22 protein-coding genes are annotated in these 26,935 nt (G+C 56.6%); 7 read left to right on the forward strand and 15 right to left on the reverse strand.

Features of this window, described 5'->3' with window-relative positions:
- Nucleotides 1-981, forward strand: coding sequence for a tetratricopeptide repeat protein (locus NB640_RS12010; protein WP_269308933.1), 981 nt, complete (start codon nt 1-3; stop codon nt 979-981).
- A 133-nt stretch (nt 982-1,114) separates the two neighbouring features.
- Here the strand turns inward: NB640_RS12010 and recD are convergent, their stop codons facing one another.
- From recD to recC, 3 genes are read right to left on the reverse strand one after another with little or no spacing between them, the layout of a single operon-like run.
- Entirely contained in the window at nt 1,115-2,938 is a 1,824-nt protein-coding gene (gene recD, locus NB640_RS12015) for an exodeoxyribonuclease V subunit alpha (RefSeq protein ID WP_269308934.1), read from the reverse strand.
- Nucleotides 2,938-6,648, reverse strand: a complete 3,711-nt coding sequence (gene recB / locus NB640_RS12020; RefSeq protein WP_269308935.1) for an exodeoxyribonuclease V subunit beta — start codon at nt 6,646-6,648, stop codon at nt 2,938-2,940. Before recB ends, recD begins: the two co-directional genes overlap by 1 nt.
- Nucleotides 6,635-10,009, reverse strand: coding sequence for an exodeoxyribonuclease V subunit gamma (gene recC, locus NB640_RS12025; RefSeq protein WP_269308936.1), 3,375 nt, complete (start codon nt 10,007-10,009; stop codon nt 6,635-6,637). The genes recB and recC overlap by 14 nt, the downstream gene beginning before the upstream one ends.
- Before the next feature lie 190 nt (nt 10,010-10,199).
- Between recC and NB640_RS12030 the strand changes: the two genes are divergently transcribed.
- The 3 genes from NB640_RS12030 to NB640_RS12040 all read left to right on the forward strand — a co-directional run bounded on the left by NB640_RS12030 (nt 10,200) and on the right by NB640_RS12040 (nt 12,066).
- Entirely contained in the window at nt 10,200-10,613 is a 414-nt protein-coding gene (locus NB640_RS12030) for a GlcG/HbpS family heme-binding protein (protein WP_269308937.1), read from the forward strand.
- Between the two features lie 103 nt (nt 10,614-10,716).
- Nucleotides 10,717-11,643 (forward strand): AEC family transporter, encoded by a 927-nt coding sequence (locus NB640_RS12035; protein ID WP_269308938.1) that lies wholly within the window; start codon nt 10,717-10,719, stop codon nt 11,641-11,643.
- A gap of 126 nt (nt 11,644-11,769) precedes the next feature.
- A complete protein-coding gene (locus NB640_RS12040) occupies nt 11,770-12,066 on the forward strand; it encodes a hypothetical protein (protein WP_269308939.1) in 297 nt (98 codons plus the stop codon).
- Nucleotides 12,067-12,093: 27 nt separating this feature from the next.
- Here the strand turns inward: NB640_RS12040 and NB640_RS12045 are convergent, their stop codons facing one another.
- From NB640_RS12045 to NB640_RS12080, 8 genes are all read right to left on the reverse strand, one after another.
- Nucleotides 12,094-12,231, reverse strand: coding sequence for a hypothetical protein (locus tag NB640_RS12045; protein ID WP_269308940.1), 138 nt, complete (start codon nt 12,229-12,231; stop codon nt 12,094-12,096).
- 129 nt (nt 12,232-12,360) lie between these two features.
- Complete coding sequence (locus NB640_RS12050; protein WP_269308941.1) at nt 12,361-13,089, reverse strand: transporter; 729 nt, start codon at nt 13,087-13,089, stop codon at nt 12,361-12,363.
- A gap of 33 nt (nt 13,090-13,122) precedes the next feature.
- Nucleotides 13,123-14,205 carry a hypothetical protein gene (locus tag NB640_RS12055; RefSeq protein WP_269308942.1) on the reverse strand — a complete coding sequence of 361 codons (1,083 nt, stop codon included), beginning with the start codon at nt 14,203-14,205 and terminating at the stop codon, nt 13,123-13,125.
- Nucleotides 14,206-14,353: 148 nt separating this feature from the next.
- Nucleotides 14,354-15,322: a hypothetical protein gene (locus NB640_RS12060; protein ID WP_269308943.1), complete on the reverse strand. Its 969-nt coding sequence runs from the start codon at nt 15,320-15,322 to the stop codon at nt 14,354-14,356.
- A 129-nt stretch (nt 15,323-15,451) separates the two neighbouring features.
- On the reverse strand, nt 15,452-16,831 hold the full coding sequence (locus NB640_RS12065) for a diguanylate cyclase domain-containing protein (protein WP_269308944.1): 1,380 nt from the start codon (nt 16,829-16,831) through the stop codon (nt 15,452-15,454).
- Nucleotides 16,832-16,885: 54 nt separating this feature from the next.
- Nucleotides 16,886-17,185, reverse strand: coding sequence for a hypothetical protein (locus tag NB640_RS12070; RefSeq protein ID WP_269308945.1), 300 nt, complete (start codon nt 17,183-17,185; stop codon nt 16,886-16,888).
- A gap of 228 nt (nt 17,186-17,413) precedes the next feature.
- A complete protein-coding gene (locus NB640_RS12075; RefSeq protein WP_269308946.1) occupies nt 17,414-18,544 on the reverse strand; it encodes an RtcB family protein in 1,131 nt (376 codons plus the stop codon).
- A gap of 53 nt (nt 18,545-18,597) precedes the next feature.
- Nucleotides 18,598-18,993: a hypothetical protein gene (locus NB640_RS12080; protein WP_269308947.1), complete on the reverse strand. Its 396-nt coding sequence runs from the start codon at nt 18,991-18,993 to the stop codon at nt 18,598-18,600.
- 274 nt (nt 18,994-19,267) lie between these two features.
- On the opposite strand from NB640_RS12080, the gene NB640_RS12085 reads away from it, so the two are divergent.
- Nucleotides 19,268-20,380, forward strand: coding sequence for a putative metalloprotease CJM1_0395 family protein (locus NB640_RS12085; protein ID WP_269308948.1), 1,113 nt, complete (start codon nt 19,268-19,270; stop codon nt 20,378-20,380).
- Here NB640_RS12085 and NB640_RS12090 read toward each other — a convergent pair.
- From NB640_RS12090 to NB640_RS12105, 4 genes are all read right to left on the reverse strand, one after another.
- On the reverse strand, nt 20,370-20,663 hold the full coding sequence (locus NB640_RS12090) for a hypothetical protein (protein ID WP_269308949.1): 294 nt from the start codon (nt 20,661-20,663) through the stop codon (nt 20,370-20,372). The genes NB640_RS12085 and NB640_RS12090 overlap by 11 nt on opposite strands.
- Nucleotides 20,664-21,064: 401 nt before the next feature.
- Nucleotides 21,065-22,963: an autotransporter domain-containing protein gene (locus tag NB640_RS12095; protein WP_269308950.1), complete on the reverse strand. Its 1,899-nt coding sequence runs from the start codon at nt 22,961-22,963 to the stop codon at nt 21,065-21,067.
- A 339-nt stretch (nt 22,964-23,302) separates the two neighbouring features.
- A complete protein-coding gene (locus NB640_RS12100; protein ID WP_269308951.1) occupies nt 23,303-24,277 on the reverse strand; it encodes a tetratricopeptide repeat protein in 975 nt (324 codons plus the stop codon).
- 183 nt (nt 24,278-24,460) lie between these two features.
- Nucleotides 24,461-24,817: a hypothetical protein gene (locus NB640_RS12105; RefSeq protein ID WP_269308952.1), complete on the reverse strand. Its 357-nt coding sequence runs from the start codon at nt 24,815-24,817 to the stop codon at nt 24,461-24,463.
- Nucleotides 24,818-24,856: 39 nt separating this feature from the next.
- Between NB640_RS12105 and NB640_RS12110 the strand changes: the two genes are divergently transcribed.
- On the forward strand, nt 24,857-25,120 hold the full coding sequence (locus NB640_RS12110) for a hypothetical protein (RefSeq protein WP_269308953.1): 264 nt from the start codon (nt 24,857-24,859) through the stop codon (nt 25,118-25,120).
- The gene (locus NB640_RS12115) at nt 25,083-26,777 is read left to right on the forward strand and encodes a sensor domain-containing diguanylate cyclase (protein ID WP_269308954.1); all 1,695 of its coding nucleotides are present in this window, start codon (nt 25,083-25,085) and stop codon (nt 26,775-26,777) included. The genes NB640_RS12110 and NB640_RS12115 overlap by 38 nt, the downstream gene beginning before the upstream one ends.
- The last annotated feature ends 158 nt before the right edge of the window (nt 26,778-26,935 follow it).

Consider the following 26,935-nt stretch of genomic DNA (forward strand, 5'->3'; position numbering starts at 1 on the left):
ATGAAAACAGTAAAGCAAATACTTTGTGGCTGTCTTATTTTCCTTGCGGCTTGCAGCGCCTTTGCGGGCAACAAGGAAGCGGGCAAGGCTCTGTACGACCAAAAGAAATATAGCCAAGCATTATCGCGTTTCCTCAAGGCAGATGCCTCCAGGGATGCCTGGGTGCAAAACCGTCTTGGCAATATGTACCTGTTGGGTAAAGGGGTGAAAAAAGACCCCAAGATCGCATTTCAGTGGTACACGAAGTCGGCAGCGCAGAACTATCCTGATGCGTACAGCAATCTCGGCAGGATGTATGAAAGCGGGGATTATGTCGGGCAGGATTATCAAAAAGCCCTTGCGTATTATGAAAAGGGCGAAGAACTAGGTTCGGGTGAAGCGGTGAATAACCTTGGTTTTATCTATGAAAAGGGCGTCGGCGTCAAACAGGATCAGAAGAAATCTATTGATTATTATCTCAAGGCCGCCGGGATGGGTAATACGTCTGCACTCTGTAATCTCGGCCAGAAATACATGTATGGTGATGGTGTACCGGAAAATTATGAAAGTGCAAGAAAATTATTCGATGCGGGATCAGATCATGGTGACGCCTGCTGCCTGAAAGGCCTTGCTGACCTGTATGCCGAGGGGTTGGGGGTGCAGCGCGATCCTGCTGGTGCATTCAAGCTTTATGAGAAAGCGGCGCAAACAGGCAGTGAGGACGCGCAGCGTAAACTCGCCTTAGCCTACGAACATGGCCTCGGCGTCAAGAAGAACGCCAGTGAAGCCTTCCGGTGGTACCAGGAAGCCGCTGAAAACGGCAGTTCTAAAGCCATGGAGCGCATGGCACGCGTTTATTTTCATGGGCAGTTTGGCCAGAAGCAAGACGAGGCCAAGGCAAAAATGTGGCTGCAAAGGGCGGAGAAACAGCGGCACGCTGATCGCATGCCTCCTCCCGATGTTGCCGATACCCTCATCATGCGGATGTTTGAGGAGCAATAGTGGCAACCCCCGTCTATCGTGTAATTGCCGGGGCAACAATATATTCGCTACTGCAGTCAGGACAGAATCCGTTTGAAATGAACCAGGCCCGGTGCGACTCGGAATTCAGTCCCTCCCGCGTCAGGGGTGCCTGTCACAAGGGGGCTTTTTTTGCTTCTTCGGCTAATCTTGCCACCAGCCCCGAGTGTTTTTTCACCGAGGTGAGGATGCCGTTTTCCAGCACGGCTTCGCTGCATACCAGTGACACATGGCGGCGGGCGCGCGTTACCGCCGTATACAGCAGTTCACGCGTGATGAGCGGGGTGGGGTAAGGCGGTATCAGGATCAGCAGCGCGTCAAATTCCGATCCCTGGGATTTGTGCACCGTCATGGCAAAGGCGGTTTCGTGCGCGGGCAGGCGGGCAGGTGAAATTGCCCGGAAATCGCCGCCATCAGACGGGAAAAACACCATCGGCGTGCCGTTTTCTCCGGGAAGCACAATACCGATATCGCCATTGAAAAGCCGCAGGACATAATCGTTTTCCATGATCATGACAGGGCGTCCGGTGTACCACGTTTGCCTGGGCGGTATATCCAGGCGGCCTCTGGCATATGTTGCCATGAGCGTATTGACTGCCGATACGCCGTAAGCCCCTTCACGCGTGGCACACAGTACCCGGAAGCGCTCAAAGGCAGCAAAGACTGCCTGCGGGTCATCGGGGCTTTGTGCCACAGCATCCAGATACGCCGCATGGTTTTCATGCAGGAAAGTGATAACGCCTTTGGGCAGGGCGGCAGCCGTATCACGCGAGAGCCAGGTCACCGAGCCATCCGGCGCATTCTCCAGTGCGGTTTCGGCTTCCGTTATCCGCCCGTCACGGATAGCCAGCGCCAGTTGGCTGATGCCGGAGTCGGCAGTAAAACGGAAATTGCGGTTCAGCCATACCGTGCTGTCAGCCAGGCCCGTGTCAGAAAGCGCCTGCGGCGGGGTGACCGCTTCTGCCGGGATACCCGTCATGTCCGCCAGGTCTGCCCGGCAGGCAGGTGTCAGCGCCGGATCGGCAGAGAGCTCGGAAAAGACCGCGCCAGCCTCCACTGCGGAGAGCTGGTCCTTGTCGCCCAGCATGATGAGCCGCGCATGGGCGGGCAGCGCGTTAAAGAGGTGCGACGCCATGGCCAGATCAATCATCGACGCTTCGTCGACCACGAGGGTATCCACCAGCAGCGGGTTGTCCGCATGATGGCGAAAGACTCCAGCCGTTGATGTCATGCCCAGCAGCCGGTGCAGTGTAAAGGCTTCTGACGGCATCTTTGCCTGCACATCGGCAGGAAAGCGCGCGGTCTGTGCCCGGATGGCTTCCAGCATGCGCATGGCGGCCTTGCCGGTGGGGGCTGCCAGCATGATGCGCTGCGCCGGCTGCTGCGAGAGCAGGCAGGCGAGGATATTGGCGACTGTTGTGGTCTTGCCCGTGCCCGGCCCGCCGCTGATGATGGTGAGACAGCCGCGCATGGCCAGCGCGGCAGCAAGCCGCTGCCAGTCTGCTGTTTTCGCCTCCGCCTTGCCGAAAAAACGATCCAGTGCCAAACGGGCGGCTGCCGTATCAACAGGCATCACGGTTTTGAGGGCCTGTATCCGCCTTGCCAGCGTGCGCTCGTAAGCAAAGTAGCGGTGCAGGTAAAGCCGGTTGCCCGCGTCCAGTATCAGCGGCAGGTTGCCGGGCGCGTCAGGCGTGCCGACTAGGCCGGACTCAAAAAGCAGGGCGCGGACATCGGCAATCGGCGGCCAGCGGTCAAAGTCCGGCTGTTCTTCCAGCGGCAGGCACACATGCCCGGTAGAGACAGCCATGCTCAGCCAGTACGCCAGCCCACACAGCCAGTCCTGTGCGGTCTCGTCCACATCCCGCTCTTTTGCCCAGGTGGTCACATAAGCTGAAAAGGCGTCAGCCAGCAGCTCGGCGGGGGTCCGGTGAAAAGCCATCAGGCACCTCCTCCTGAAAGCAGGGCATCAAGCGCACGGATAAGCCGCTCATCCGCGCGGCGGAAAAAGACGCCGGAAGGCGTACCGTTTTCCTGGCGCCATGCGGGCCTGACCCCCCGGACAAAGAGATACAGCACCCCGCCAAAATGCGTGTCATAGGCATAGCCCGGCATCCGGTGTGACAGGTAGCGGTCAAGCGCCACGGTATAGAGCAGGTGTTGCAGGTGGTAATTGTGCTCAGCCATCGCGGTATGGATTGCATCCTCCCCGTAATCGGCCTGCTGGCTGCCCAGCAGGTTGGATTTCCAGTCGAGGATATAAAAGCGGCCATTGTGCTCCACCACCAGGTCAATCAGCCCCTTGAGATAGCCTTCCAGCTGCGGGAAAGCCAGCTTCGATACCGGGTAATCCGGGGGGATGAGGGCATTGACTGCCGGAGCAGAGACATTTTTCGCGGGCAGGAAAAACTCCAGTTCGGTCAGGCGCTTTTCCAGCCCGATACCGGCCAGCGTCATGCCGTTATGAAGTGGCGTGGCAAGCACGTTTTTCAGCATCTGCCGGATCATGGCAGCCAGTGCTTCCGGTGTGTTTCCCGCTTCAGGATGCAGTCGCCCGTAGGGCGGGTGCCGGAGCAGCGCCTGTGCAATGGCGGCATCCCACGTGCTTTCATCGGTAAAATCCACTTCCTCGAAAACGGCATGCAGGCAATTGCCCGCGTAGCGGCTGGCCGGAAAAAGGAAGATGTCATCCGTATCCGGCACGGTTTCCGGTTCATCAGGCGGGCCAGCGTCTTGCACCCGCTCATCATGGTCACTCGCGGCGGCTTCATGTATCGCGCCCATCGCGCCATAGACCAGTGCGGAATAGCTGCCGATGCGCCACCCGGCGGGGATGGCGGCTGGCAGGGGCGCCGCCATGAGGGTTATTGCGCTGCTGCCGTCCGTTTCAGGGGAAGCGGTGACGGGTGCCCCGCGCATCGGCAGGTCTGCCAGCGTGATGCTGTCACAGCTGTCCGCCATGGCCTGCCAGCCTGCCTCAATCCATGCCACGCGTTCTTCATCGCCGTTGCTTATCCATTCGGCGGGCGTGATACCGGCATCCGTTGCCAGCCAGTTGAGCGTGCCGCTGGTGCTGTGGTTCACATTTACAGAGCGGCCTGACGGCTGCACGTAACAGCCCGCCACCACGTAGCAGCGGTAGATGGCCCGTGTGAGTGCCACGTACACCAGCCTCAGGCGGTCTGCCGCATCCTCGACCGCCATGCGGTTTTTGATCGCCGCCTCCGAGAGCGCATCATGCTCCCTGAAATCAATCACCAGCCGGTTGCCGTCCTGGTACTCCATCCCGTCCAGGCTGTCGTTGCGATTGCTTCGCCAGGCATCCCACAGGAAAGGGCAAAAGACAAAAGGAAACTCCAGCCCCTTTGCTGCATAGATCGTCATGATGCGGATCAGCTTTTCATCAGACTCCAGACGTATCTGCGTTTCTTCGTCCGATGCGCCGCTTTCCCTTTGTTCTGTCATCCAGCGCAAAAGCGATTCGGGCATGGCGTGATGCTGGGCGGCGTCATTGAGCAACTCTGCCAGGTGCAGGAGATTGGTCACGCGGCGTTCCCCGTCAGGCAGGGCCAAAAGGCGGGCGTAGACATCGTGTTCTCCCATGACCTGCCGCAGGACAAAGCTTATCCCGTGTTCCAGCCATACGGCCTGGTACGCCATGAAACGCTCCACTTTGGCCAGCAGTTTTTCATCCTGCGCAGAAAGCGCCTCGATGGCAGGGGCGTCAAGGCCGAGCATTTCGGTAGCAAGCGCGGCACGCAGCCTGGGCAGGTTTCGCGGGGTGATGATGGCGGAAAGTATTATGCCCAGTTCTGCCGCTTCCGGGGAGTCCCACACGCTGCCCGGTGAAAGCGACACACTGGCCAGGCCGCGGAGAGCCAGCGCCTGCTGCATGCGCCGGGCTTCATTGTGGGTGCGCACCAGTATCGCCATATCCGCCGCCTTCAAAGGCGCTTCACCGATCCTGATTTCATTGTGCTGCCCGGCGTGGAGCAACCGGGCGATCTCATCGGCCACGGCATTGGCAGCGGCGGCCATGGCATCGTTGCGCCGCAGGTAGCCGCTATCTGTTGTGTGCGGCAAGCGCCACAGCACGATCCCGTTGCCAGTGCTGGCATCACTTTCGTCAGCCAGTGCTTCCCGTTGCCGGGCGCCGGGAGAGACCGGCGGATAGCCCAGCCCGTCCAGCATGAAGGGGTTGGGATTTTTCAGGAAAAACGCATTGCAGGCCGCGATCACTTCCGGTGTCGAGCGTTGGTTCAGTGTCAGCGAATACAGGGCATTGACTTCCTCCCGGGCGGCAAGGTAGGTGTGCAGGTCGGCATTCCTGAAACGGTAGATGGCCTGCTTGGGGTCACCCACAAAGAAAACCGGCGCGTCCGAACCCGCATAGATCGTGCGGAAAATAAAAAACTGGATCGGGTCGGTGTCCTGGAATTCATCAATCAAAGCCGCCGGGTACATGCGCCGGATCGCCGCCGGCAGATCGGGCAGGGCCGGGTCGGAGAGTGCTGCATACAGGCGGTACAGCATGTCGCTCGAAGAGAGCACCCGGTTTTCCTGGCGGCGGCGGCGCACTTCATCCGCTTCTTTCGAGAGCATAAAAAGCAGGTGCAGGTAAGCCTGGTGAAGCCGCGTTATCGCCTCGTCGCGCAGGGTAAACCACGTCTCTGCCAGCGAAAAAAACGGATGCGGGGGTGGGGTTTTCCCCTTGTTAGCGCCGTCTGCCATGCCATCTGTGGTCAGGCGCCACAGGCGGGTTCTTGCCGTGTTGTCTGACAGGATGGAAAGGGCTGCCGGGTCTTTCCGGGCAAAAAGCGACTCATACGCCGCCAGGATATTCGGCAGGGGCCTGCCGCCATACTTCGCGCCGCTCAATACCTTTTCAGTCACCGCGTTGCCAATGACATCCGGCAGGCTCTCCCGGTATTGCTGCCAGCTATCCTTCAGCTTCTCATACGCCGCGATGAGCGCATCCATGTCGCTTTCATCCAGCGGTGCGAGATCGTCCGGCCAGCGTTTTTGGGCCAGCGGCTTTTCCATTTCCCGCTGCAAAAAGGCTGCCAGCCCTTCCGGGGTGATGCGGATGGCATTGAGGTACATCGCCATTGCCGGGGGCAGCGTGTCAGCTGCCACATGCCGCCGCCAGAAGTCGTGCACCACATGCGTAAGCGTTTCCTTTTCCTCACGCTCTACCGTAAAGGAAAAAGGCTGCCCGGTGCCAAACGCCAGCGTGCCAGCCACCTTACGGCAAAAGCCGTGGATCGTCGAGATCGTCGCTTCATCAAAAGACGCCAGCGCCGCTTTCAGCAACAGCTGCATCTCTTCGCGTCCTGTCTCGGCTGCTTCCAGGTGCGAGACAAGGCTGGCAAGGAAAGGGTCCGCTTCTGACGGGGCTGCCGTTTCCTCCAGGAAAAGCAGCATCTCCATGATGCGTGCGCGGATACGCTCCTTGAGTTCAGCCGTCGCCGCATTGGTGAAAGTCACCACCAGGATTTCCGGCACGGCAAGCTTCGCTTCCAGTAAAAAGCGTAGGTACAGCATGCAGATATTCCAGGTCTTGCCCGTCCCGGCAGACGCCTCGATTAACGACATGCCGGACAGCGGGCAATTCAGGATATCCAGATTGTCAGGTGCGCTATGCATCGTCATGCCTTTTCATCAGGCGGTTCATGGGTTCCATCACCCGTCGCGCGCAATCGACAAAAAAATCATCCAGCGGGTCATCCTGCCCGCGCAGGGCCAGCCGGTAAAACACATCATCACGTTCGCTGCGCTGCCGGTCATTGCCGCTGTCCCACTTGCGCCGCGCAGCGCCGATATTGCCGTTGCCCTCGATAAAGGCGCGGGCAGACAAGGGGAAAAAGCGCAGCGGCTCATTAAGCCCCGTGCGGTAAAGCCCCAGCAGGTCTTTCAGCAGCTGGCGGGCTTCGTCCCTGTCGCAGGGAACAAAAGAAAACGACGCATTCATTAAGTGGCAGGCCGTTTTGCACACCACGTCTTCCGGCGCCACGGCATTCAGGAAAAGATGCGTGATCCAGGCCGACAGCGTAAAGCGCGTGCCGCTGTCGCCGTCAGCATCCACATAGCGGTACAGGATAAGCCCGTTTTCCCGCAGTTCCGTAAATACCCCTTCCAGCGTCCAGGGCTGCCCCTCTATGTCAAATTCCAGCCCGACAGAGAAAGGCGGGAGACAATCCGGTGAAAGCGCATCCCTTATCCTGTCCACAAACCCCACCAGGGCGTCCAGCTCTTCGATAATCCCGGCCTGTCCCAGCATCCCGGAGGGAAATTCCGTCCCGGCCTGTGCGGCAGCCAGCACCTCATCCATGCTGCGCCCTTGAAGCAGCAGCGGCAGCAGCCGGTCAGCCAGCTGCCAGGCATCCAGGCGGCTCGCGACAAAAGGCTCATTGACAGGCAGCTCACCCGCATTGGCAGGAAAAGATACCCCCATCCGGTTTTGCAGCAAAAAGCGGCTTGGATTTGCAAAAAACTGTGCCAGCCCGGTGAGGCTCACTTCCCGCCATGCCGCATCCGGCTCGGGCAGGGGGGCGCTGAAAAAGGGCGCACCCCGGTGCCAGGCGGCATCCTTCCCATCCCCGTCTGTGTCATCTATCAGGGCCGTGTCAGCCGCAAGCGAAAGTGCAGCCATCGCTTCGGCTTTTTTCACCAGCGCCCGGCAAAAGTCCGCATGATGGCTCCTTATCCGCGTATCGCCGTCCGGCTCGAAATAGCGGCGGGAAAAAACCTGAAGGGGGTGTTCAATCACCAGAGACTCGCGCACCAGTTTTTCCGCTTCCGGTACCGGAAGCCCCGGATGGCCTTTCGCGAGGGCGCGGGCAATCGTATCCAGCAGCTCGGAGACAACCACCGAGGGTGGAACCGGCGTATTATCCCGCACACTTTTTCCCGTATAGCTGATATAGAAGCGTTCACGGGCAGCCAGCAGCAGGTCAAGGAAAATATTGCGGTCATCGTCACGCCGCTGCATGTCCCCCGCACGCGGTGCGCGCGCCATCAGGTCAAATTCCAGCGGACTTGCGTCACCCGGAAAAGCGCCGTCATTCATGCCGATGGCGCAGACAATGCGGTAGGGCAGGTTTCTCAGCCCCGCCATGGCGGTAATCGTTACTGCGCCGGAAGGCACCGCCCCGCGGGCGGATTCATCCAGCGCCTGGCCCAGCGCACGGCGCATGACATCCGCATCCACCGCCAGCCCCCTGCCATTCATCCCCATGCTGTCAAAAAGCCGTCCCGCCGCCTGCCGCACTGCCAGATCGTCTTCCAGCTGCGCCGTGTCCGGGCAGATAAAATCATCCAGCACAGCGAGAAACACCTCCCGCCAGCCTTCGGCATCTTCCGGTTTTTCAAGCGAGGCTGACAGCCGGGAAAGGCATCGGATAAAGTGCCACAGGCTCCCCAGCTGCGCCGCTTCCGTTCCTTCCGGGTTCCCGGCGGGAAGCCGTGTGCCGAAAGGCATCCGGGCATCAGCGGGCAGGGCATACGCCAGGAAAAGTCGGTAAAAGCCGTCATGAAAGCTGCGGCTGTCATCCATCGGCAGGGAGAGCGAGCGCTTCTGCTCCCCATCCAGCCCCCAGCAGATACCCGCTTCCTCCAGCCACCCGTACACCTGGTCTGCCGCACCCTGCAGGCCAAAGCGCTTTGCCACCAGCGGCTGCAACAGCAGGTCGTACACATCGGCCGCCGTAAAACGCGACGCTGCCAGCGCAAAAATATCCATTACCGCGCGGGCCACCGGGTTGATCCGGTTTGCGGCGCGTCCCATGATGCGATAGGGAATCCGCGCTCCGGACGGCGCATTGCCAAAAACCGCATCCACCAGCGGCGCGGCAGTGTCCACATCGGGCGTGACCACCAGGATATCGCCGGGGGCCGGGGGATCATCCGAAGCAAACAGGGCCAGCAGTTGGTCATGGAGCACCTCCACCTCACGCATCAGCGAGTGGCACACATGCACTTCCACGCTCCGGTCATCCGGGGCGATCGCTTCAAGAGCCGGTTCTTCCAGCGCCAGTACCGCCTCCTGCAGGCGGCCCAGCAGCGAAACGGCCGGATTCCCGGTATCGGGCAGAAAATCCCAGTCATGCCCGAGATCCATCAAAAGCGACAGGTGCGATTGGGTTTGCTTTCCCCATGCCGCCAAGAGCGCATTGCCCGTTTCATGATACGTTTCCTGCCCGGTTTTTTTCATGACAGCCAGTCGTTTTTCCGGCACCACATCAAACCAGAATTCGCGGCACGGGTTCAGGACATACAGGTCCACCTCCACCCATTCGCTGATTTTCTCCAGCATCTGCAGGTACTGTGGGGCAATCGCCGGCAGGCAGAAAACCGACAGCCTTTCAGGAAGAAAGCCCGCCTTTTCCCTGCCAGCCTCCAGCACCTCAAAAAAACGCACGCCCGGATGCACACCGTCCGAGCCGGTTTGTGCCTCGATCCTGCGCCACAGCGCCGCTTGCCAGGCAGCATCCGCTTCCTCCACTTTCCCGCCTTTTTTTGCCGGGCGGGGGAGGGTGAGCGTCTTTCCCTCAAACCAGGCATAAAGCCAGTCCGGGCGGTAAGTCAGGTACGCTTCAAAAAGCGAGGCCAGCGTGGCAGCCAGCTCGAAGCGCCCCGCCTGGTCGTTGCGCTTAAGCCAGTTTGCCAGGCGCGGATGGGAAGCAACAAAGTCCCCATCTTCCAGGATATGAAAAATCCGCCAGCTGAGCACATCCGCCGCATAAGGCGATTCGGCGGCAACCGGGAGCACTTTGCGGATCGTTTCCCAGAACCACTGGGCCAGATAGGAAAAGCGCACATTGGCGCAGATACCGCTGGTGTCGGCAAGGGCAAGCGACAGGTGCCGCCGCATGGCCGCGCTGGGGACAATGACTTCCTCTGCCGCAAAAGGCGACGCCATGGATGCGCCCAGCCTGGCCGCCAGCCGGGCTGCCAGCGTATCAAGGCGGTGCGACATCGTCACATTCATCATGCGGTGGGAAAAGAGAGGCATAGCAACATTAGGGTTATCCCTAATAATACCTGCCTTTTAGCAGATAATGTTACCTGCCTTTTCATGCAGAGATGGCAAATCTTGACTCCGTACAAGAAGTTTTTGAAAGGCACTGGCTTACAATGACCGTTCGAAATTTATCAAGACCTCCCATCAACCTGCTTAAAATGCCAGCGAAAAAGAGGAAACAATGAATACCAAACCCGTACTGACACTGGACGAGGCCCGGCAAATCATGGCCGCCGCAGAAGAAGAAGCCAGCAAAAACAGCTGGAGTGTCGCCATTGCCGTCGTTGATGACGGCGGCCATCTCCTCTGTTTCGGACGCATGGACAATGTCGCGCCCATCGCCTCCTATATCGCGCCCAACAAGGCCAAGACCGCCGCCATGGGTGTACGCGAAAGCCGTATCTATGAAGACATGATCAACAATGGCCGCTATGCCGTGCTTTCCGTGCCCCATATCGAAGGGCTGCTGGAAGGCGGCGTGCCTATCATGGTCGGCGAGCAGTGTGTCGGTGCTGTCGGTATTTCCGGCGCCAAGTCTCATGAAGATGTCATCATTGCCAAGGCAGGGATAGCAGCGCTTGATATAAAAGCGTAAAATTTCTGCCAGCATAAACCACCACTGGTATGGTTGATATCCGTGGTGGTTTTTTTGCGCATTTGTCCCGTCAACCGATTGCGAAAAGCCACAGACCAGACCCATGCTTGAAGTTGCCAATATCGTCCTGCCGGTTTTTGCGCTGATTGCCCTGGGATACGCTTTCCGGCGCACCGGCATCATGTCGGCTGCCGCCATCACCGAACTCAACCGTTTTGTCGTCTACCTGGCGCTCCCGGCACTCACTATCGACATCATCATCAGCAGCAGTATTGAGGCGCTGTGGCAGCCCGGCTTCATCATCGCTTTCGAGATTGGCGTGGCTGTCCTCTTCATTCCCGTCCTCCTGTTTCACTGGATGAAAAGCAAAAACCTGGCCAGGGCCACCATTGACGCCACGGCAGCATCCTACGCCAATACCGGCTACATCGGCATCCCCCTGTGCCTGCTCGCTTTCGGCAAGGAAAGCCTCCCCCCGGCCGTCATTGCCGGTATCCTCACCGTTTCCTTCAACTTCGCCTTTTCCATCATCCTCATGGAAATCAGCAGCAAAAAAGGCGCAAGTATCGGGGCCGCCTTCAAAGACCTGGCCGTCTCCCTCATCAAAAACCCGCTCATTGTCTCGCCCGTCATCGGTGGCATCATGCTCGCGTCCGGCATCCATTTTCCGGGCGGCGTGACCCAGGGCATCAAGCTGCTGGGATCGGCAGCCTGTCCCTGTGCGCTCGTTGCCACCGGCCTTTTCCTGGCGCAGAAACAGGAAACCACCAGTGCGCTCGTCTCCATCGAGCTGGTTTTACTCAAGCTCATCGTCCAGCCGCTCATCGCCTGGTTTTTTGCCTACCACGTCTTTTCCATGCCCGGCATCTGGGCAAAGACCGCTGTCATCCTTTCCGCCATGCCCACCGGCACCGGCCCCTTCATGCTCGCCGAAATGTACGGCAAAGGCGCTGGCATCGCCTCGCGCACCATCCTGCTTTCCACCATCGGTTCCGTCATTACCCTCTTTATCTGGCTCAGCGTGCTGTAGAAGGGGCGTTTCCACAGGGGCATGTCCCTGACAAAGACGCTTGTCCTTGCGCTGTTTTTTCGTTATGGTGGCGAAAACAGGCATCCCCAAAAAGAGCCCCGCATAAAGGCAGGATAAAATCACCCCATGGCAAACGAACTCACAGACGACATCAGGCGCATTATCAACCAGGACTGGCGTGTCGGGGTGGAAAAGGAAGAGGGCATCCTCGTCTATGATGTCCGCTCCCGTATCGGCAATGCCATGCGGGCAGACGAAGCCTGGTTTGTGTATCGCAAAAGTACCGGAAAAAGGGGCAACTGGGCCGTGGCTGAGCCGAAGATCTTTACCGAAGTCCGCATGGAAGACGTGTGCTACTGCTACAACCAGTCGCTGGGCAGCCATTACCTGGCGAAGGGGTTGGAGGGGGAATATGATGTGTAAGGGGGCCGTCGCGTCACCACAGCCCCATCACTCCGGCAGTTTCACGAGCCCCGCTTCCTGCCGCTTCCTCTCCCGCCAGAGCTGCCAGGAATTGATGAGGTTCTGCCACACCACGTAAGAGCCGGCGCCTACCGCCGTAATCGGTGTCAGGTAGGTGTGCGCCACCCAGATGGCAAGGATGGTGTTTTTCTGTCCCAGCGCCTGCCCGCCGGTGATCCGCTCGCCATAGACGGCGCCGATTTTCTTGCCCAGGAAAAATTGTCCGCAGCATACCAGCAGCGCCCCGGCGGCAATTCAGATTTCAGTCATCCCCTCAGCCGGTTCGTTCACCAGCGTATTCGTCGTCTGCGCCATGACAATCATCAGCGCCATCGCCCAGAGGTAAAAAGATGCCCTGTGCATGGCAGAGAGCTTCCTGTGCACACGCGGCAAAAAACGGTGCAGGACGACAGCCATAACGAAAGGTGCCACCAGCAGCGGCAGCACGCGTCCGAAAATCATGAAAAAGGCCGCCCAGAATCCCAGGCTTTCGTACATGGGGTGGATGGCCGGAAAGAAAAGCGGTACCGCTATCGCCGTGCCCAGGTTGGATAAAATCGTAAAGCTCGTGAGGCTTGCCGCACTGCCGCCCAGCTTGTCGGTGATGACAGCCGCTGCCGTTGCCGTGGGCGCCATCACGCAGACCATGGCGCCTTCGGCGACCAGCACATTGAAGGGGACCAGGGCAAAATACACCCCCATCCCGCCGACGATCTGGATAAGCAGCAGCCACGCATGCTCCATCTTGAAACGGATGTCAGACAGCGGGATGCGGCAGAAGGTCAACAGCAGCATGACAAAGATCAGGTAAGGCGTGATGGGCGATAAAAAGCCGATTACGGGAAAGCCTGCCGCGCCCGCGACCATCGCCAGCGGCAGGGTCCAGTTCCTGATAAAAGCCAGTATCTTCATGTGCCGTTTAATTGGGTTCCTGTCAATGAAACCATACCCCGTCATGGAAAAAACACAAAGAAAAACCCGCATGTTTGCGGGTTTTCCTCATTCTTTTGCCGGTGCTCAGGAGGCCGGTTTTGCTTCACCCCCTGGTGCGGCAGCGGGCTTGTCCGCCGGGGCAGGCGCTGCCTCAGCCGGTTTTTCCACTGGCTCAGAGGCGGTGCCTGCCGCTTTCGGCTCTTCCGTTACTGCTGGTGCCGCCGCCTTGTTGTCCGGTGCCGCTTTTTCCTCCACTGCCGGTTTTTCCAGCGTTACATCCGCTTTGGGCGCATCCCCTTCCGGTTTGGCTTCCTCTGCCTTTTTCGGCTGGGGTTTTTCGCTGGTACGCACCTTCAGGCTGTCGATATCAGTGGCTTTCGCGTCGTCATACTTGCGGATAATCTCCGTTTTCAGGTTGGCAAGGCATTCTTCCCGCCCACCCGTCATGCACACCGAATCCGCCGTAAAGGCACCGCCTGCCTGGTAGTAGGCGACCAGTTTTTGGGCAATATCCTCGTTCACTTCCTCCTTACCCGCGTAGATATTCGCCAGGCGCTCCTTTAGCGGTTCCTGCTGGTTTTTCAACTGGCTTCTGACCGAGGCGTAATAGTCGGTGGCAGCCATGCACTTGTCAAAAGCCACCTCCACCCAGAGCAGGTAATCGTTTTTCCGTTCCGTTGCACTGGTAAATTCCCGGCAGATAACCGTTGCGCTCGAATCCTTTGAATACGTCGGGTAGGGGGTGGCGCTGTAGTATTCCGGGTCAAAGCGCAGTGAGAGCTTGCCGGCAAACACCATGTTTTTTGCCCGGTCTTCCTTGTGGAAAGACATGCCGTACTGCGTGTCCGCATTGTGATCCAGGTTCCAGGTGATGGAAAGCCCTTCGGAAAGTTTCAGCGGATACTGGTCTTGCGCATCCACAAAGTCACGCCGGAAATCCTCCAGGATGGCATCTGCCGCTACCGTGTCGTCCGGATTCACGATAGGAACAGGGGAGAGCGAGACAAAATCCGAATTGATGCCATTGGTGATCAGGTCATCCAGTACCAGGATCGTGGCAAAATTGATCTTGCCCTGATTAAGCCCCTGGCTGGACTCTTCCTTCGTCTTTTTGTCGCAGCCGGAGATCGCCAGCAAAAGCAATGCAACAGGAATAATTTTCTTCATGTTCTGGCTCCTGTATATCGGGTTTGACACTAACAATCCACATTACACCAAGCACCAGGGTTAGTCAAAGCAGATGGGACAACTTCCGGGGCGGGTAATGGGTGGCAGTGATAAAAAAACCCGCTTTTTGCGGGTTTTCTGTTCCGGATCAGTCAGCACCGGGGACTTTCACCCGGGAAATGGCTTCCTTCTGCTTTGTCACCCCTTCAGGCTGCTCATGGATTTTTTCACCCGAGGGTGAGCGGTCCGCATTTTCCGGGCGCTCTGCCGGGCCGGATTTTACCTGTTCAATTTTCCGGGAAGTTACCTTTTCCGGATCGATATCCATATTGCCGATATTTTCCACCTTGACCTCACCCCATTTGCGGGCAAATTCATCCACCAGGTTTTCATGGCAGGCCAGGTAGCCGCCGTAAAGACAGACAGAATCTTCCGGGACCGATTGCCCGGTCAGGTACAGGGCGGCGAGGCCCTTTGCCAGATCAGGATTGACCGATTCACGGCCTGCATAAATATCTGTCAGGCGTTCCTTTATCCTGTCCTGGACTTCACCATAATAATCATTCGCTGACTTGCACTCGATCATGCGGATCTCAACCTTGTGCATTGTTTCATTTTTAAAATCATGGACAGGACGGTATTGCGTACACATGAAAGTGGCGGCAGCGCCTGTTTCATAGGCCGGCATCGCGCCATCCTTGTAGAACTCCCTGTCAAGCGAGATGCGGAGTGTGCCGGTAAAAGGCGGCTTTCCTTCCACGTCCTCTTTCACAAAAATCACTTCCTGCTCCGCCTTGTCAACACCGGCAACCGTGCCGCGCACGACGGCCCCGGTCCCGCGCAGGCGGTAGTACCGGTCTTCCGCAGACGAGAAATCACGCCTGAAATCCCCGATCACGTTATCGGCATAAAGTATTTTGTACGGGGAGAGGGGACGGGACTGCACCAGTTGGGCATAAACCGAGGCATCGCCCTTGTGAATGACATCTTCCAGGATCAGGCTGGCAGCAAAATGGACATATCCGGCGTTCATGTCTTCCGGCTTGACCGGTTTGGGCGCGTCCTTGCAGCCGGCAAGCGCCAGCAGGAACAAAAAACAGGTCAAAAGCTTTTTCATGATGTGACGCGGAATATCCGGACAAATTCAACAGAGCGAATCATACCGTGTTTGCCCTGGACAAACAAACAGAATCGATCAAAAAGCAGGCAAAAATCAGGCAACCGTTTCTGTTGCCGCCCGATCCGTTTACGGCAAGAACCTGTCGGTATGGCGCCGCCTCTTTTCCACGGCGTACCGGGCGTTTTTTGCGGCATACATTTTTCGGTCTGCCGCGCAGATGAGTTCATCCACAGTATTGCCATCGTCCGGAAAAAGGGCGATACCCCTGCTGAAAGTCAGCGTGATGGCTTCGCTGCCGGCCGAAAAAAGCGGTTGCGTAAAATCGGCTTCCACGCCTGCCCAGAAACTGTCGCATTGGGTGACAGGAAGCGGATCGCCAATCCGTGCCAGGACAAACTCATCCCCCGATATCCGCGAAAAAATGACGTTTTCACCCAGGTGCTCCTGCATTTTCCGTGAAAACGCAACCAGGGCATAATCCCCGATATGGTGCCCATAGATATCGTTGATCAGCTTGAAATAATTCAGATCGATATAACAGAGCTGAAAGGCCGTTTTCTCTGTGATCAGGCCGTCAAGCCGGTCAAAAAGACCCTTCCTGTTCAGGATGCCGGTCAGTGAATCGGTCTGTATCATTGATTCCAGATCATTATGGATATGCCTGAGTTCGTGGTTGTTCTGCACCACCAGCGCAATCAGCGTACTGATGAAAATCCCGGCAAGGATCAGTATCCAGTTTTCCGGCCAGGTATACCAGGCGCGCACCGGCAATATCCGGAAAACCCATTCGGCATTCAGGATTCTGAGCGGCATCTCGATATAGCCTGTGCTGCTGACGTACTCCCGGCTGCTTCGTACAATCACCTGCCGTTCTTGCGTGTCCGGGTTGATTCGCCAGATTTCATAATCAAATCCGGCCTTTTTCAGGTCATCCAGGCCCGTGCCGGCAAAGGCTTCCGGGTATTTCAGCGCCACGGAGACCAGCCCCCAGAAGGCTTTTTCTCCCTCAGCCGCTTTCCTCCAGACAGGCAGCCGCCCGACCAGCGCCTTTTCGCCCTGGACCAGGTTAAAAGGCCCGGCAAAGACAAACTGGCCCCTTTCCCGGGCAAGGATAGCCTCCTGGTTGCCTTCCCCTTCACCAAAAAGATCATACCCAAGCACCTGTTCATTGCCCTTCAAGGGATACACATGCGAGACAATGCCCCCCGGCGCAATCACGATATTCAGGATGGCCGGATCGTCCACAATGGCTGGTGCAACGCGCTCAAACCGCTCAATATTGCCGTCATTTTCAATCGCCAGTGTGGAAAGCACCTGCGTTTTGTACAGCAGCCGGGTCAGCACCTCGCTGATCCGTGCGCTTTTCTCGCCGATAACCCTTTCCATGGCCATGCTTTCCACACGCGATTTGTGCCGGATCGAAAAAGTGATCAGAACCGCACAAAGGAAGAAAGATGCCAGGAAAGTCAGAATGGCCGCCCGGGACGGATTTCTTACAGTCTTCATCTGTTGTCGTTGTCTGTTTGCTGCGTCATGTCTTGTGACAGGCGCAAAAACCTTTTAGTCAGCCTCTTTTGCCGGCGGGCCATTTTTCCCAATGATACCCGGGTTTTCCATTTTTTTCATCTGCTTTTTCTGCATGGAAATATCACGCCGGATGCTTCTTGAGCACTGAAAAGCAGCGCGTGAAAACGGCAGACTGTCCCCTGACAGGGATAACCGCGCGAATGGTCCTTCCATTGGCATGTTTTCCGCACGTGATTTATGCCCGATCAAAAAAACGACCAGAATGGCACAAAGGCAAAGCGATACCAGAAAGATCAGCGTTTTGCCGGGAGAGAGATTCTTCAGGGATTTCATAAGAACCTTCAGTGTCTGTTTTCTGCTTCAAGTCTTGTGATATCCGGACAGTTTTTTTCGTGTTATTTTGACCGGATTCCTGCTTTTTGCAGTTATACCCAAGTGTGCCATTTCAGGAGACTGGCAGGGGGAATCCTAACGATTGAGTTTTCATATGCTTATGCCGCATCGTGATAATGCACCTTGATGCGCACCGGGAGGAGAAAAGCAGAAAGAGAAAGCCGGCGGCTATCCCTTGATATTGATGATCGGGCGGATATGGTGCAGGACATCGACCAGGTCGGCCTGCATGGCCATGACCTCATGAATATCCTTGTAGGCGCCCGGTGCTTCATCCAGCGTGTGACGATCCACCTTCGCCGTGATGCCACGCACCCTCATGTCCGCAGCAAAGGACGCCAGGTCAATCTTTCTTTTCGCTTCCTTTCGCCCCATCACCCGTCCCGCGCCATGCGAGCTGGATGACAGGCTTTCCGGGTTGCCTTTGCCGCGCACAATAAAAGAGCCGTCGCGCATATTGCCCGGTATCACACCCGGCATGCCGTCTTCCGCATGGGTGGCGCCCTTGCGGTGAATCCACAGCCCGCCGGTTTTTTCCGCATGATTGTGGGTGCGGTTGATCAGGCTGGAGACAATGAGTTTTCCCTCCACCTGCGAGGCAATGGCGTCAGCCACCACGTGCATGATCTGGCGACGGTTTTCAAGCGCAAATGCCAGGCAGTACGCCATATCGCGGATATAATCCTCCCCGGCTGCCGAATCGGTCAAGAGCCCGAAAAACCCTTCCCGCGGCCTGCCATCGGGGGAGGCCGCTTTCAGGTAATGCGTCGCCACCGAATGCCCGATATTGCGGCTGCCCGAATGGATCACGATCCACACCGCGCCGGATTCATCCTCGCCCACCTCCACAAAATGGTTGCCGCTGCCCAGCGTCCCCAATTGCTTCAGGCCGCCGTTCACCATCAGCTTTTTCAGGTGAGGGGTGTGGTCAAGCCGCTTGAAGTCGCCCCATTCGGACGGGGTTTTGCGATGGGCAAAGCCCACCGGAAGCTGCTCATAAATCCGCTTGAAAATGGCTGGCGCATGGGTGCGAATATCGGCCGGACGGAAAGTCGTCTTCATCGCACACATGCCGCAGCCGATGTCATAACCGACAAAGCTGGGATAAACCATCCCCTGTACCGCCACCACAGCGCCTATCGGCAGGGTGTAGCCTGAATGGGCATCGGGCATGAGTGCGCCTTTTAACACGCTGTCTAACTGCATCGCGCCGACAAACTGGTCAATCGCCTGGCTTTCCAGGTGCTCCGCAAAAATACGGTACGGCTTTCCCGTTGCGTCAATCTTCTTTAACTTCATCGTTTTCCCTCACAGGGGTTTTTGCGCCTGTGCCTTGTTGCCGGGCCGAAAAGCTATTTCCTTGCCTCATCCGTTTGTGGCAGGCGCGCTATTTTTGCCAGTATGGCTTTTTGGCTTTCTGCATTGCCCTCGGGCAGTCCCTTTTCCCTGATTCCCATACATGCCTCATAGCTGCCGGTACGACAGACCGAATTTGCCGACAGGATATGTGTCGTTTTTGTAAAAATCCCGGTAAATTCCGTATGCAGTTTCACTTCATAAAAGCGCCGGGTTTTCTCATATCTCCCATAGCTGATGAATTCCGCCTGCCTGGGATTTTGCGCGTATTCCAGGTTGATCGCCTCCGCCTTCCTGACATGGCCTGCCAGTCGCATCTCCTTCGGCAGCAGGATAGCATAATCCGAGCGCTGTCCTTTTTCGATCAGGTCATCCATCACCATCAGTGCCACAAAGTGAAGTGTGCTTTTGTGCGCCTCTTCTTTAGACGGGGTATCGCTTTTTTTCCCGCACCCGGCAAATCAATAACGCGAAAATGGCAGGAACAAGCTGTTTCATCAAAGATTCCTTGAGTCGTAACATGAAATTAAGTTGTCAATAGGATAATGCGTTATGCCGACGCGCACAAATCGGCCCGCAACAGTATGTTCCCTGAAAGGAACATTTCTCTGCGGAAAATGAAAAATCAGTTATAATTCAGTTATCAAGGCGTTTTTCCGGGGGGATATGCGGATTGATTCCAGCCACACCAGTGCCATGCTGCAAAGCGCCTTCGGGCAGCAGGGGGCGCGTGTGGCCGAAAACCGGAAAATAGAAGAAGAAAAACCACCTTCCCAGTGTAGCGACCAAAAAAGTCGCCGAAAAATAAAGTCCGTTGAAATCATGCTTTCAACCGGTACTGCCGCCACTCAGGAAGCCCTGACTTACAGCAGGGCCGTTAGGGCGCCTACCGGCCCTGGTACTGTCGGCATGGGCCATACTCACGCCACCGATCCGGGTACAAAAGCCCCTGTCATGGGTACGACATCCGCAGAAGAAGAAAACCCGGCCTTGCAGGGCATGCCTTTTGCCAAGGCCGAAGACGAAGTGATATTGCCGGGTCAGGCGGCAGAATCAGACGCCGCCGCTGATAAGCCCGAAATCGTACTGCCCGGTCAGACAAAAAAATCAGACGCCGCCGCAGCCGATGAGGCAGGGCAGGCAAAAGACGCGGAAAAAACCGGCACCGACAAGACAGGCGATGCCGAAAAAGCCCCGGCAGATGATCCTTCCATCAAAAATGAAATCAGCCAGTTAAAGCAACGAGAGCAGGAAGTCATCGCCCATGAAGCCGCACACAAGGCCGTAGGCGGCCAGTACGCCAGTGCCGCCACCTATACCTACACCACGGGTCCTGACGATCAAAGATATATTGATGGCGGCGAAGTCTCCATCCGCACCCCTTCAACCAATGACCCAGAAGAAGCCCTCCGGATGGCCGAACTTGTGAAAAGGGCGGCGCTTGCACCGGCCAACCCATCCAGCCAGGACCTTTCCGTTGCTGCCGGCGCTACACAAAAAGCCACTACCGCACGAGCCGAGATAAGCAAGCTGGCACGTGAAGAAGCCGCAGAAAAGCGCACTGCGGCACAGGCGGAAAAAAGCGAAAAAGCAGAAGAAACCCGGTTCGGCAAGACCGGCGCCACCTCATCCGGCAGCACCGATGACAAAAAATCATCCGGTATCGATCTTTCCGGCGCTGCTGCGGCACGCGGCCAGAAAGCGGCTGACGCCTATGCCTCGCTGTCAACCATCCACCAGAATTCAGGCAGCAGCGGCAAACTGCACGCTATTGGATAACTTCCGGCTGCCGTAGCACCTTGTAGGGATTGTGAAGACCCGCGCGTAACTGCCGTAAATCATCCAGCACCTCTTTCACCATTTCCTGTCCGTGCCCGTTGAGGTAAACAATGCTGCGGGCCATATTCAACAGTTCCTTCTCAGACGTATTGCGCTTGATGACGTCATAGCTGTAGCCATCGCTGAAATGATAATGCAGCGGGGCGCCGGAGCGCATCTGGTGCATCAGATATGTCGCTCCCAGGTCGATCCGGTACTTGCTTTCAAACGTTTGTGCGTCCATAAATCCTCCTTGCTTCAGAGTGGCAAACTCATCCTAAAGGAAGAAGGGGGGAGGGGTTTTGTTATATATCAAGGAGAAAGGGTGTTGTGATGAGATGCGTTTGTTGTGGCGTTTGCCTCGTAGCGTGCAGAGAACGCAGTGAGCGTGCCAAACGCAGTGCGGCGCACGATGGGTATGCGGTATGGGGGGGGATGTACCGGCTGTGTGGTATGGATCCCTGCTGCGCAGACGGTATGGCAGCGAAGCTGCCTTGAAAAAGCAGCACAACAGGCATATCACGTAGCGTGTGCTGAGCCTGCGGCGAAGCGCACGACCCCGGATGCTGGCAAAGCCAAAGTACTCACCCCTGGCGAACGCCCATCGTGCGCCGCATTGCATTTGGCACACGCTACAACGTGGCATCAGAACCGGTAATTAAACCTTACATTCCCCATAAAGCCGTCGCGCTCCCCGGCCAAGCCCTCCAGCGCCAGGTCAAGGGACGCATTACGCATAGACGCCGGCACCCAGGTCAGCCCCAGCTCACCAACGAAGGTAGAGCCGCCCATATCCGTTTCCTTCAGGTTGTACCCGTGTACCCGGCCGCCAGCCTTGCCGTCAAATTCGAACTCATAAGCCAGCCCTGCATAAGGCGTAAAATTCCCGATCGTATGACCATACTTCATCCCCGTGCGCCAGCGATGAGAATCCGCACTGTCAAAGTGGTATTTATCTCCCAATACCCGTACATCATCACTATTCGTATGAGTCCAGACATAACGCGTATACACATCAAGCACATCCGCCCTGGTCATCTGCCAGATGTACCCCAGCCCCAGGTGGGCGCCAATATAAAGACTGGTCGTATCATCATAGCTGCCCCGTTGCCCGTAATTCACCACACTCGTGGACAGATCACTCTCCACCCGCCCGAAACGAAGCGAGGCATCCGTATAAAGCCCGTTGGCCCATTCCAGAGAGCCGAGCAGACCGGCTCCGATATAGTGCGTATTCCCGCTACCCCTCACGCTTGCCATATTCGTAAAACTGTTCGAACTGTTATAACTGCCCGAACCCGTTTCAAAAAAGAGACCAAAAGCCGTATCAGTCGATGCATTCAGCTTCGTTCCCCATACAGCACCGCCCATAAAGGCAAAACTATCCATATCAATCCCCGAGCCGGTCTTGTAACGGGAAGATCCACCCTGCATGGCGAGAAAGCTCTGGTTGCCAGCCTTTACAGACGCTTTCATATTGGCAATCCCCCTGCCGGTAGCCAGATCAGCGCCCTGGTTCAAGAGGGCGCCCTGTGCGGAACGGCCTGAGAGCAGGGCATGGGTCTGGGGGTTGAGGCGAAATGATCTGGCCGTGGCTTTGAGGGTGCTGGCACTTCCCGGAGTAATACCCGAAGTATCAATTTCCCACTCATAAAGAAGGGACATGCCCTTCATGCCGGTGGCGGTGGAATTGGCAATGGAGCCGCTGTTCCAGGCGGTCGTCGCCTCAATCAGCGTAACCGTACTGCCGGCGGCCAGGGGCGTGCCGCCGCTGGCGATATCGATGCGGCCGATGGTGGAGGCTGTGCCTGGAGCGGGAGCGCCCATGTTCAGGTTGACTACGTCAGCCGTAACCAGCGTATCGCCATTGCCCATGCTGTTGGAGAGGGTGAAATTGAGGTGCTCGAAGCTATAGATGCTGCCTACCGTATGCTGCCCGGCGATATTGAGGGTGTTGCCGGTGAAGCTGTCGCCCATACTCATGCCGCGGCCGCCGTAGATCCCTGTGATATTTGCCAGTCGGGCGTTTTGTCCGATGGTCACTGTGTTGTGGGTTGCGGTGCGGGTGCCGCCGGTGGAGGAAGCATACCCGCCGTAGACAGTGTTGCGAATGGTGCCGCCGGTAATGTTGACGGTGTTGTAGTTTGCGGTAGCGTTGCCTGTGCCGCCGGTGGAGTTGGCATACCCGCCGTTGACACTACTGACACTACCGCCGTTGATGATGACGGTATTGTAGTTTGCGGTGCTGCTGTCGGTGCCGGTGGAGTAGACCTCCCCGCCGTTGACATTGAACCGGACATAACCGTTACGGAGGATAACGGTATTGCAGGAGGCCTCAGTTTGTGATAGTCCGCCGGAGACGTAGCCGGGATTAGCCATACCGGTAGCGGCGGGATCATAGTCGATGATGATGGTATTGCCGGAACCCGAAGGGTTTGCCCGGGTGCCGGGGTAAAGATCGTTGGACATGCCTGGCACCCATGCCGGTATGAGCTTCAGGTCACTGGCATTACCGGTATAAGTGAGTGTATCGGCGTGCGTCATGGCCGGACTTGCGACAATGGCAGTGGCGATGAAGATGGCAAGGGTTGATTTGCGAGCGGGTAAGGGGGTGCGGAGGGGAGCGCGTGGAGTGGTCAGGTCAGAGCTTGCAATTGTAGTCTAGCATATTTATCCTTTTTTCTCAATGACTTACGAGTTATTTTGTTGGCAAATGCAATTATTTTATTATATTTTTTGCAAGGTAGTGGCGTCAATGGAAAAAAGGGGGGATGGGGTAAATCGGGGCGGTTTTGGTGTGATGGCGGTTCCGTGCACTTCACCTGCGGTTCAGCACACGTTGCGGGTATATCTCCCGGAACCGGTAATAAAATCTTACCCCCATCACCGCAACGTCAGATTCGTCAGATCCATGATACGGTCACGGCGGCCTCTTTCCAGTTCGGCTTTCTCCGTGCTGGCCATTTCCCGCCACCGGGATGCCTTTTTCGAGTCGGCAGACAGCCCCAGCTGGCCATGCTGGTAAATCTCGGCCAGCCGCTGCATGGCATACAGATTGCCTCTTGAAGCGCTCCTGGCGTACCAGTAAAGCGATTCCTTCTCACTTTTTTTCACGCCGACACCATTGTCATACGAATGGGCCAGTTCGTACTGCGCCTGGTGGTCACCCTTGCCGGCGCCTTCAATCCGCAGCCGGGCTGCTCTGGCACGGTCACGCTTGACACCAATCCCTTCCGAATACATATGGGCCAGCAGGTTGCGCGAACACGCATCGTTATACCGTGCAGCACGCTCCAGCGTCTTGATGGCGCCCACCGTATTTTGCGTCATGCCATTACCTTCCAGCATCATACGTCCCAGCTTGCACTGGGCCGGGCCATTGCCTTTGGCCGCTGCCTTGATATACCAGTTGGCTGCCTCGCCCGGGTTTTTCTCTACCGCCACGCCATCCATATACATATCGCCGATATTTAACATGGCTGTCGGTACCCCGTTGGCGGCTGCCTTTTCATACCACTCCAGCGCCCTGGCCGGGTCCTTTCTGACTCCCTCGCCAATCGCGTAAGAGTAGGCCACATTAAACTGGGCGGCCGGATTGCCCTGTCGGGCGGACTCCATAAACCACGAAAAAGCCGTCTGGTGGTTCTGCCTGACCGCATTGCCTCTCGTATACATCACACCCAGCCGGTTTTGCACATTCGGGTTTTTCTGCATGGCCGGCTTCTGGAAATAAGCCAGCGCTTCCTTGTATTCCCCCTGCAAATACAGGTCCATCGCCTTGTTCATGTCATCAGCCAGGGCAAACGGGAAAAAAGAAAAGGAAAGGCAAAAGAGGAGGGCGCAGGAGAGTCGTTTCATAAGGCAGTAATAACACAGTAAAAACAAGGAGATGTGCCATTATAGCCGACACGGGCCCGCCAATGGCAAGCCCATACCTGATTTATCGCACAGAAAACAAAAAAGCCGTCTTCAAATGAAGTGAAACCCTTAAGCGTTGGCTGTCCAACTTTAAGGGTTCACTTCAATAGCGGGGCTTTCGCCTTATTCGTAATCGACCCCGTATTTTGCCTGCATCTCCGGGGTGCTGTACACATAGCCGTCTGCGGCAGACAGGCAACTGACGACCTCATCTAAGGGAATCGACGCAAAAGTTGTCTGGGTCTTTTTCAGCTCCTCGATTTGCGCTTCAGAAAGCGCCGTCAGTTTCGGCAGTGATTTTTTCACTTCCTCAATCGGCTTGCCCGAATCCTTCGGATACAGTATCCAGCGCTCCTTGCCGATAACGGTATCGCCATCTTTGGCAATCACGTCATAAACCAGCATCGTGTTGTCATGCTCAATGCCGACTTTCCAGCCATTGTTGATCTGTTCCCTGATATTGTCTGTCAGTGCTTTCATGGATACCCCCTGTATTGATAAGGTAATGCCTTTCATGGAGTGCTGTCGCCTGTTACTCTATTTTATAGGCAGATATCAGAAAAAGAAAAGCGCCTGGCCTCACGTCGGGAGGGAAAAAAGAACCGCCTGAAAAACGGTAAAAAGGGCGAGAGAAAAGTAATATTGCTGACAAGCAAGTTTCCCGGTTTGGCATTACAATACGGAAATAAAAACAAACCTGAAATGTTAAACCTCATTATTTTCATACAGGTACTGCGTGGAACAGATGCAACAGACAGAAAAAAATGCCATCCTCAAAAATGAACAGGAGCGCATGCGCCTCATGCTTGAAGCCGTGCCGCTTTGCTGCAACTTATGGGATACCAGCTATAACAACATCGACTGCAACCAGGAAGCCGTCACCCTGTTTGAGTTGAAAGACAAGCAGGAATACCTCAACCGCTTCTTTGACCTTTCGCCCGAGTACCAGCCCGATGGTCGCCTGTCGTCAGAAAAAGCCACTGAAAAAATCCGTGAGGCGTTTGATATGGGGCGGTCACGTTTTGAATGGATGCACTGCAAACTCAATGGCGAGCCGGTACCATCCGAAATCACCCTGGTACGCGTTGAGTACGATGATGGGTATCTCGTCGCCGGTTACACGCGTGACCTGCGCGAAATCAAGGCCGCCGAAGCCGAGGCCAACAAGGCCACCGAGCAGATGCGCATCATGTTTGATGCCGTGCCGCTGTGCTGCAACCTATGGGACACGAACCATAACAACATCGACTGCAACCAGGAAGCCGTCACCCTGTTTGAGCTGAAAGACAAGCAGGAATACCTCGACCGCTTCTTTGACCTTTCGCCCGAGTACCAGCCCGATGGTCGCCTGTCGTCAGAAAAAGCCGGAGAGATGATCTCACGGGCCTTTGATACCGGCTGTGCGCGCTTTGAATGGATGCACCAGAAATTGAATGGCGAACCGGTGCCATCCGAAATCACCCTGGTGCGGGTCAAGCATGAGACCGGCTACGTCGTGGCCGGTTATACGCGTGACCTGCGCGAAATCAAGGCCGCCGAAGCCGAGGCCAACAAGGCCACCGAGCAGATGCGCATCATGTTTGATGCCGTGCCGCTGTGCTGCAACCTATGGGACACGAACCATAACAACATCGACTGCAACCAGGAAGCCGTCACCCTGTTTGAGCTGAAAGACAAGCAGGAATACCTCGACCGCTTCTTTGACCTTTCGCCCGAGTACCAGCCCGATGGTCGCCTGTCGTCAGAAAAAGCCGGAGAGATGATCTCACGGGCCTTTGATACCGGCTGGGTGCGCTTTGAATGGATGCACCAGAAATTGAATGGCGAACCGGTGCCACCCGAAATCACCCTGGTGCGGGTCAAGCACGAGACCGGCTACGCCGTGGCCGGTTACACGCTCGATCTCCGGGAAATCAAGTGGACCGTTTCCCGGCTCAACAAGATGGAGCAGCTTGCCTTTACCGACGCCGTTACCGGTATCGCCAACCGTTACCACTTCATGGACAATGCCCAGAAAGCCTTTATCAACCTGCCGCCAGGCCGGGCAGTTTCCATCATGATGATCGATCTCGATCACTTCAAGAATGTCAACGATACCTACGGTCATACCACGGGTGACGTCATCCTCAAATCGGTCGCCGGCAAGATACAGGACACCCTGCGCGAATCCGATTTCCTTGCCCGGTATGGCGGGGAAGAATTCATTGTCATTGTGGATGATGTCAATGAAGACATGATCGGCCGGCTTGCCGAGCGGCTTCGCAGCGCAGTCAGCGAGGCCCCTTTTGATGCCGCTGACACGTCCATACCCGTGACCATCAGCATAGGCGCCGCCATCAGGAAAGACCCCTTGCAAACCCTCGAAGAACTTATCGAGCAGGCCGACAGCGCCCTTTACAAGGCCAAGGCAAAAGGCAGGAACAGGGTCGAGATGCTCTAGGGTGTGTTAACACGAAACAGCCTGCTGCAAAGCCGTTGTACTCCACATGGCTGTGTTGCCTCGAAAAAGGGGAACTTAATGGTGGTCTGCACCACCTGCATTCCTATTTCCCGATGCGCCTGGCCGGAGCGCAAGGCCAGGCAATGCCTGCTTCAAAA

The organism is Oxalobacter vibrioformis (genome assembly GCF_027118995.1).
In the GTDB taxonomy this organism is placed as follows: Bacteria; Pseudomonadota; Gammaproteobacteria; order Burkholderiales; family Burkholderiaceae_D; genus Oxalobacter; species Oxalobacter vibrioformis.

What these genes read in the sequence shown, in the direction of transcription:
- NB640_RS12010 (WP_269308933.1), top strand. Translation starts at nt 1, where the DNA reads ATGAAAACAGTAAAGCAAATACTTTGTGGCTGTCTTATTTTCCTTGCG.
- recD (WP_269308934.1), bottom strand. Translation starts at nt 2,938, where the DNA reads ATGGCTTTTCACCGGACCCCCGCCGAGCTGCTGGCTGACGCCTTTTCA.
- recB (WP_269308935.1), bottom strand. Translation starts at nt 6,648, where the DNA reads ATGACGATGCATAGCGCACCTGACAATCTGGATATCCTGAATTGCCCG.
- recC (WP_269308936.1), bottom strand. Translation starts at nt 10,009, where the DNA reads ATGCCTCTCTTTTCCCACCGCATGATGAATGTGACGATGTCGCACCGC.
- NB640_RS12030 (WP_269308937.1), top strand. Translation starts at nt 10,200, where the DNA reads ATGAATACCAAACCCGTACTGACACTGGACGAGGCCCGGCAAATCATG.
- NB640_RS12035 (WP_269308938.1), top strand. Translation starts at nt 10,717, where the DNA reads ATGCTTGAAGTTGCCAATATCGTCCTGCCGGTTTTTGCGCTGATTGCC.
- NB640_RS12040 (WP_269308939.1), top strand. Translation starts at nt 11,770, where the DNA reads ATGGCAAACGAACTCACAGACGACATCAGGCGCATTATCAACCAGGAC.
- NB640_RS12050 (WP_269308941.1), bottom strand. Translation starts at nt 13,089, where the DNA reads ATGCGGGTTTTTCTTTGTGTTTTTTCCATGACGGGGTATGGTTTCATT.
- NB640_RS12055 (WP_269308942.1), bottom strand. Translation starts at nt 14,205, where the DNA reads ATGAAGAAAATTATTCCTGTTGCATTGCTTTTGCTGGCGATCTCCGGC.
- NB640_RS12060 (WP_269308943.1), bottom strand. Translation starts at nt 15,322, where the DNA reads ATGAAAAAGCTTTTGACCTGTTTTTTGTTCCTGCTGGCGCTTGCCGGC.
- NB640_RS12065 (WP_269308944.1), bottom strand. Translation starts at nt 16,831, where the DNA reads ATGAAGACTGTAAGAAATCCGTCCCGGGCGGCCATTCTGACTTTCCTG.
- NB640_RS12070 (WP_269308945.1), bottom strand. Translation starts at nt 17,185, where the DNA reads ATGAAATCCCTGAAGAATCTCTCTCCCGGCAAAACGCTGATCTTTCTG.
- NB640_RS12075 (WP_269308946.1), bottom strand. Translation starts at nt 18,544, where the DNA reads ATGAAGTTAAAGAAGATTGACGCAACGGGAAAGCCGTACCGTATTTTT.
- NB640_RS12085 (WP_269308948.1), top strand. Translation starts at nt 19,268, where the DNA reads ATGCGGATTGATTCCAGCCACACCAGTGCCATGCTGCAAAGCGCCTTC.
- NB640_RS12090 (WP_269308949.1), bottom strand. Translation starts at nt 20,663, where the DNA reads ATGGACGCACAAACGTTTGAAAGCAAGTACCGGATCGACCTGGGAGCG.
- NB640_RS12095 (WP_269308950.1), bottom strand. Translation starts at nt 22,963, where the DNA reads ATGACGCACGCCGATACACTCACTTATACCGGTAATGCCAGTGACCTG.
- NB640_RS12100 (WP_269308951.1), bottom strand. Translation starts at nt 24,277, where the DNA reads ATGAAACGACTCTCCTGCGCCCTCCTCTTTTGCCTTTCCTTTTCTTTT.
- NB640_RS12105 (WP_269308952.1), bottom strand. Translation starts at nt 24,817, where the DNA reads ATGAAAGCACTGACAGACAATATCAGGGAACAGATCAACAATGGCTGG.
- NB640_RS12115 (WP_269308954.1), top strand. Translation starts at nt 25,083, where the DNA reads ATGCAACAGACAGAAAAAAATGCCATCCTCAAAAATGAACAGGAGCGC.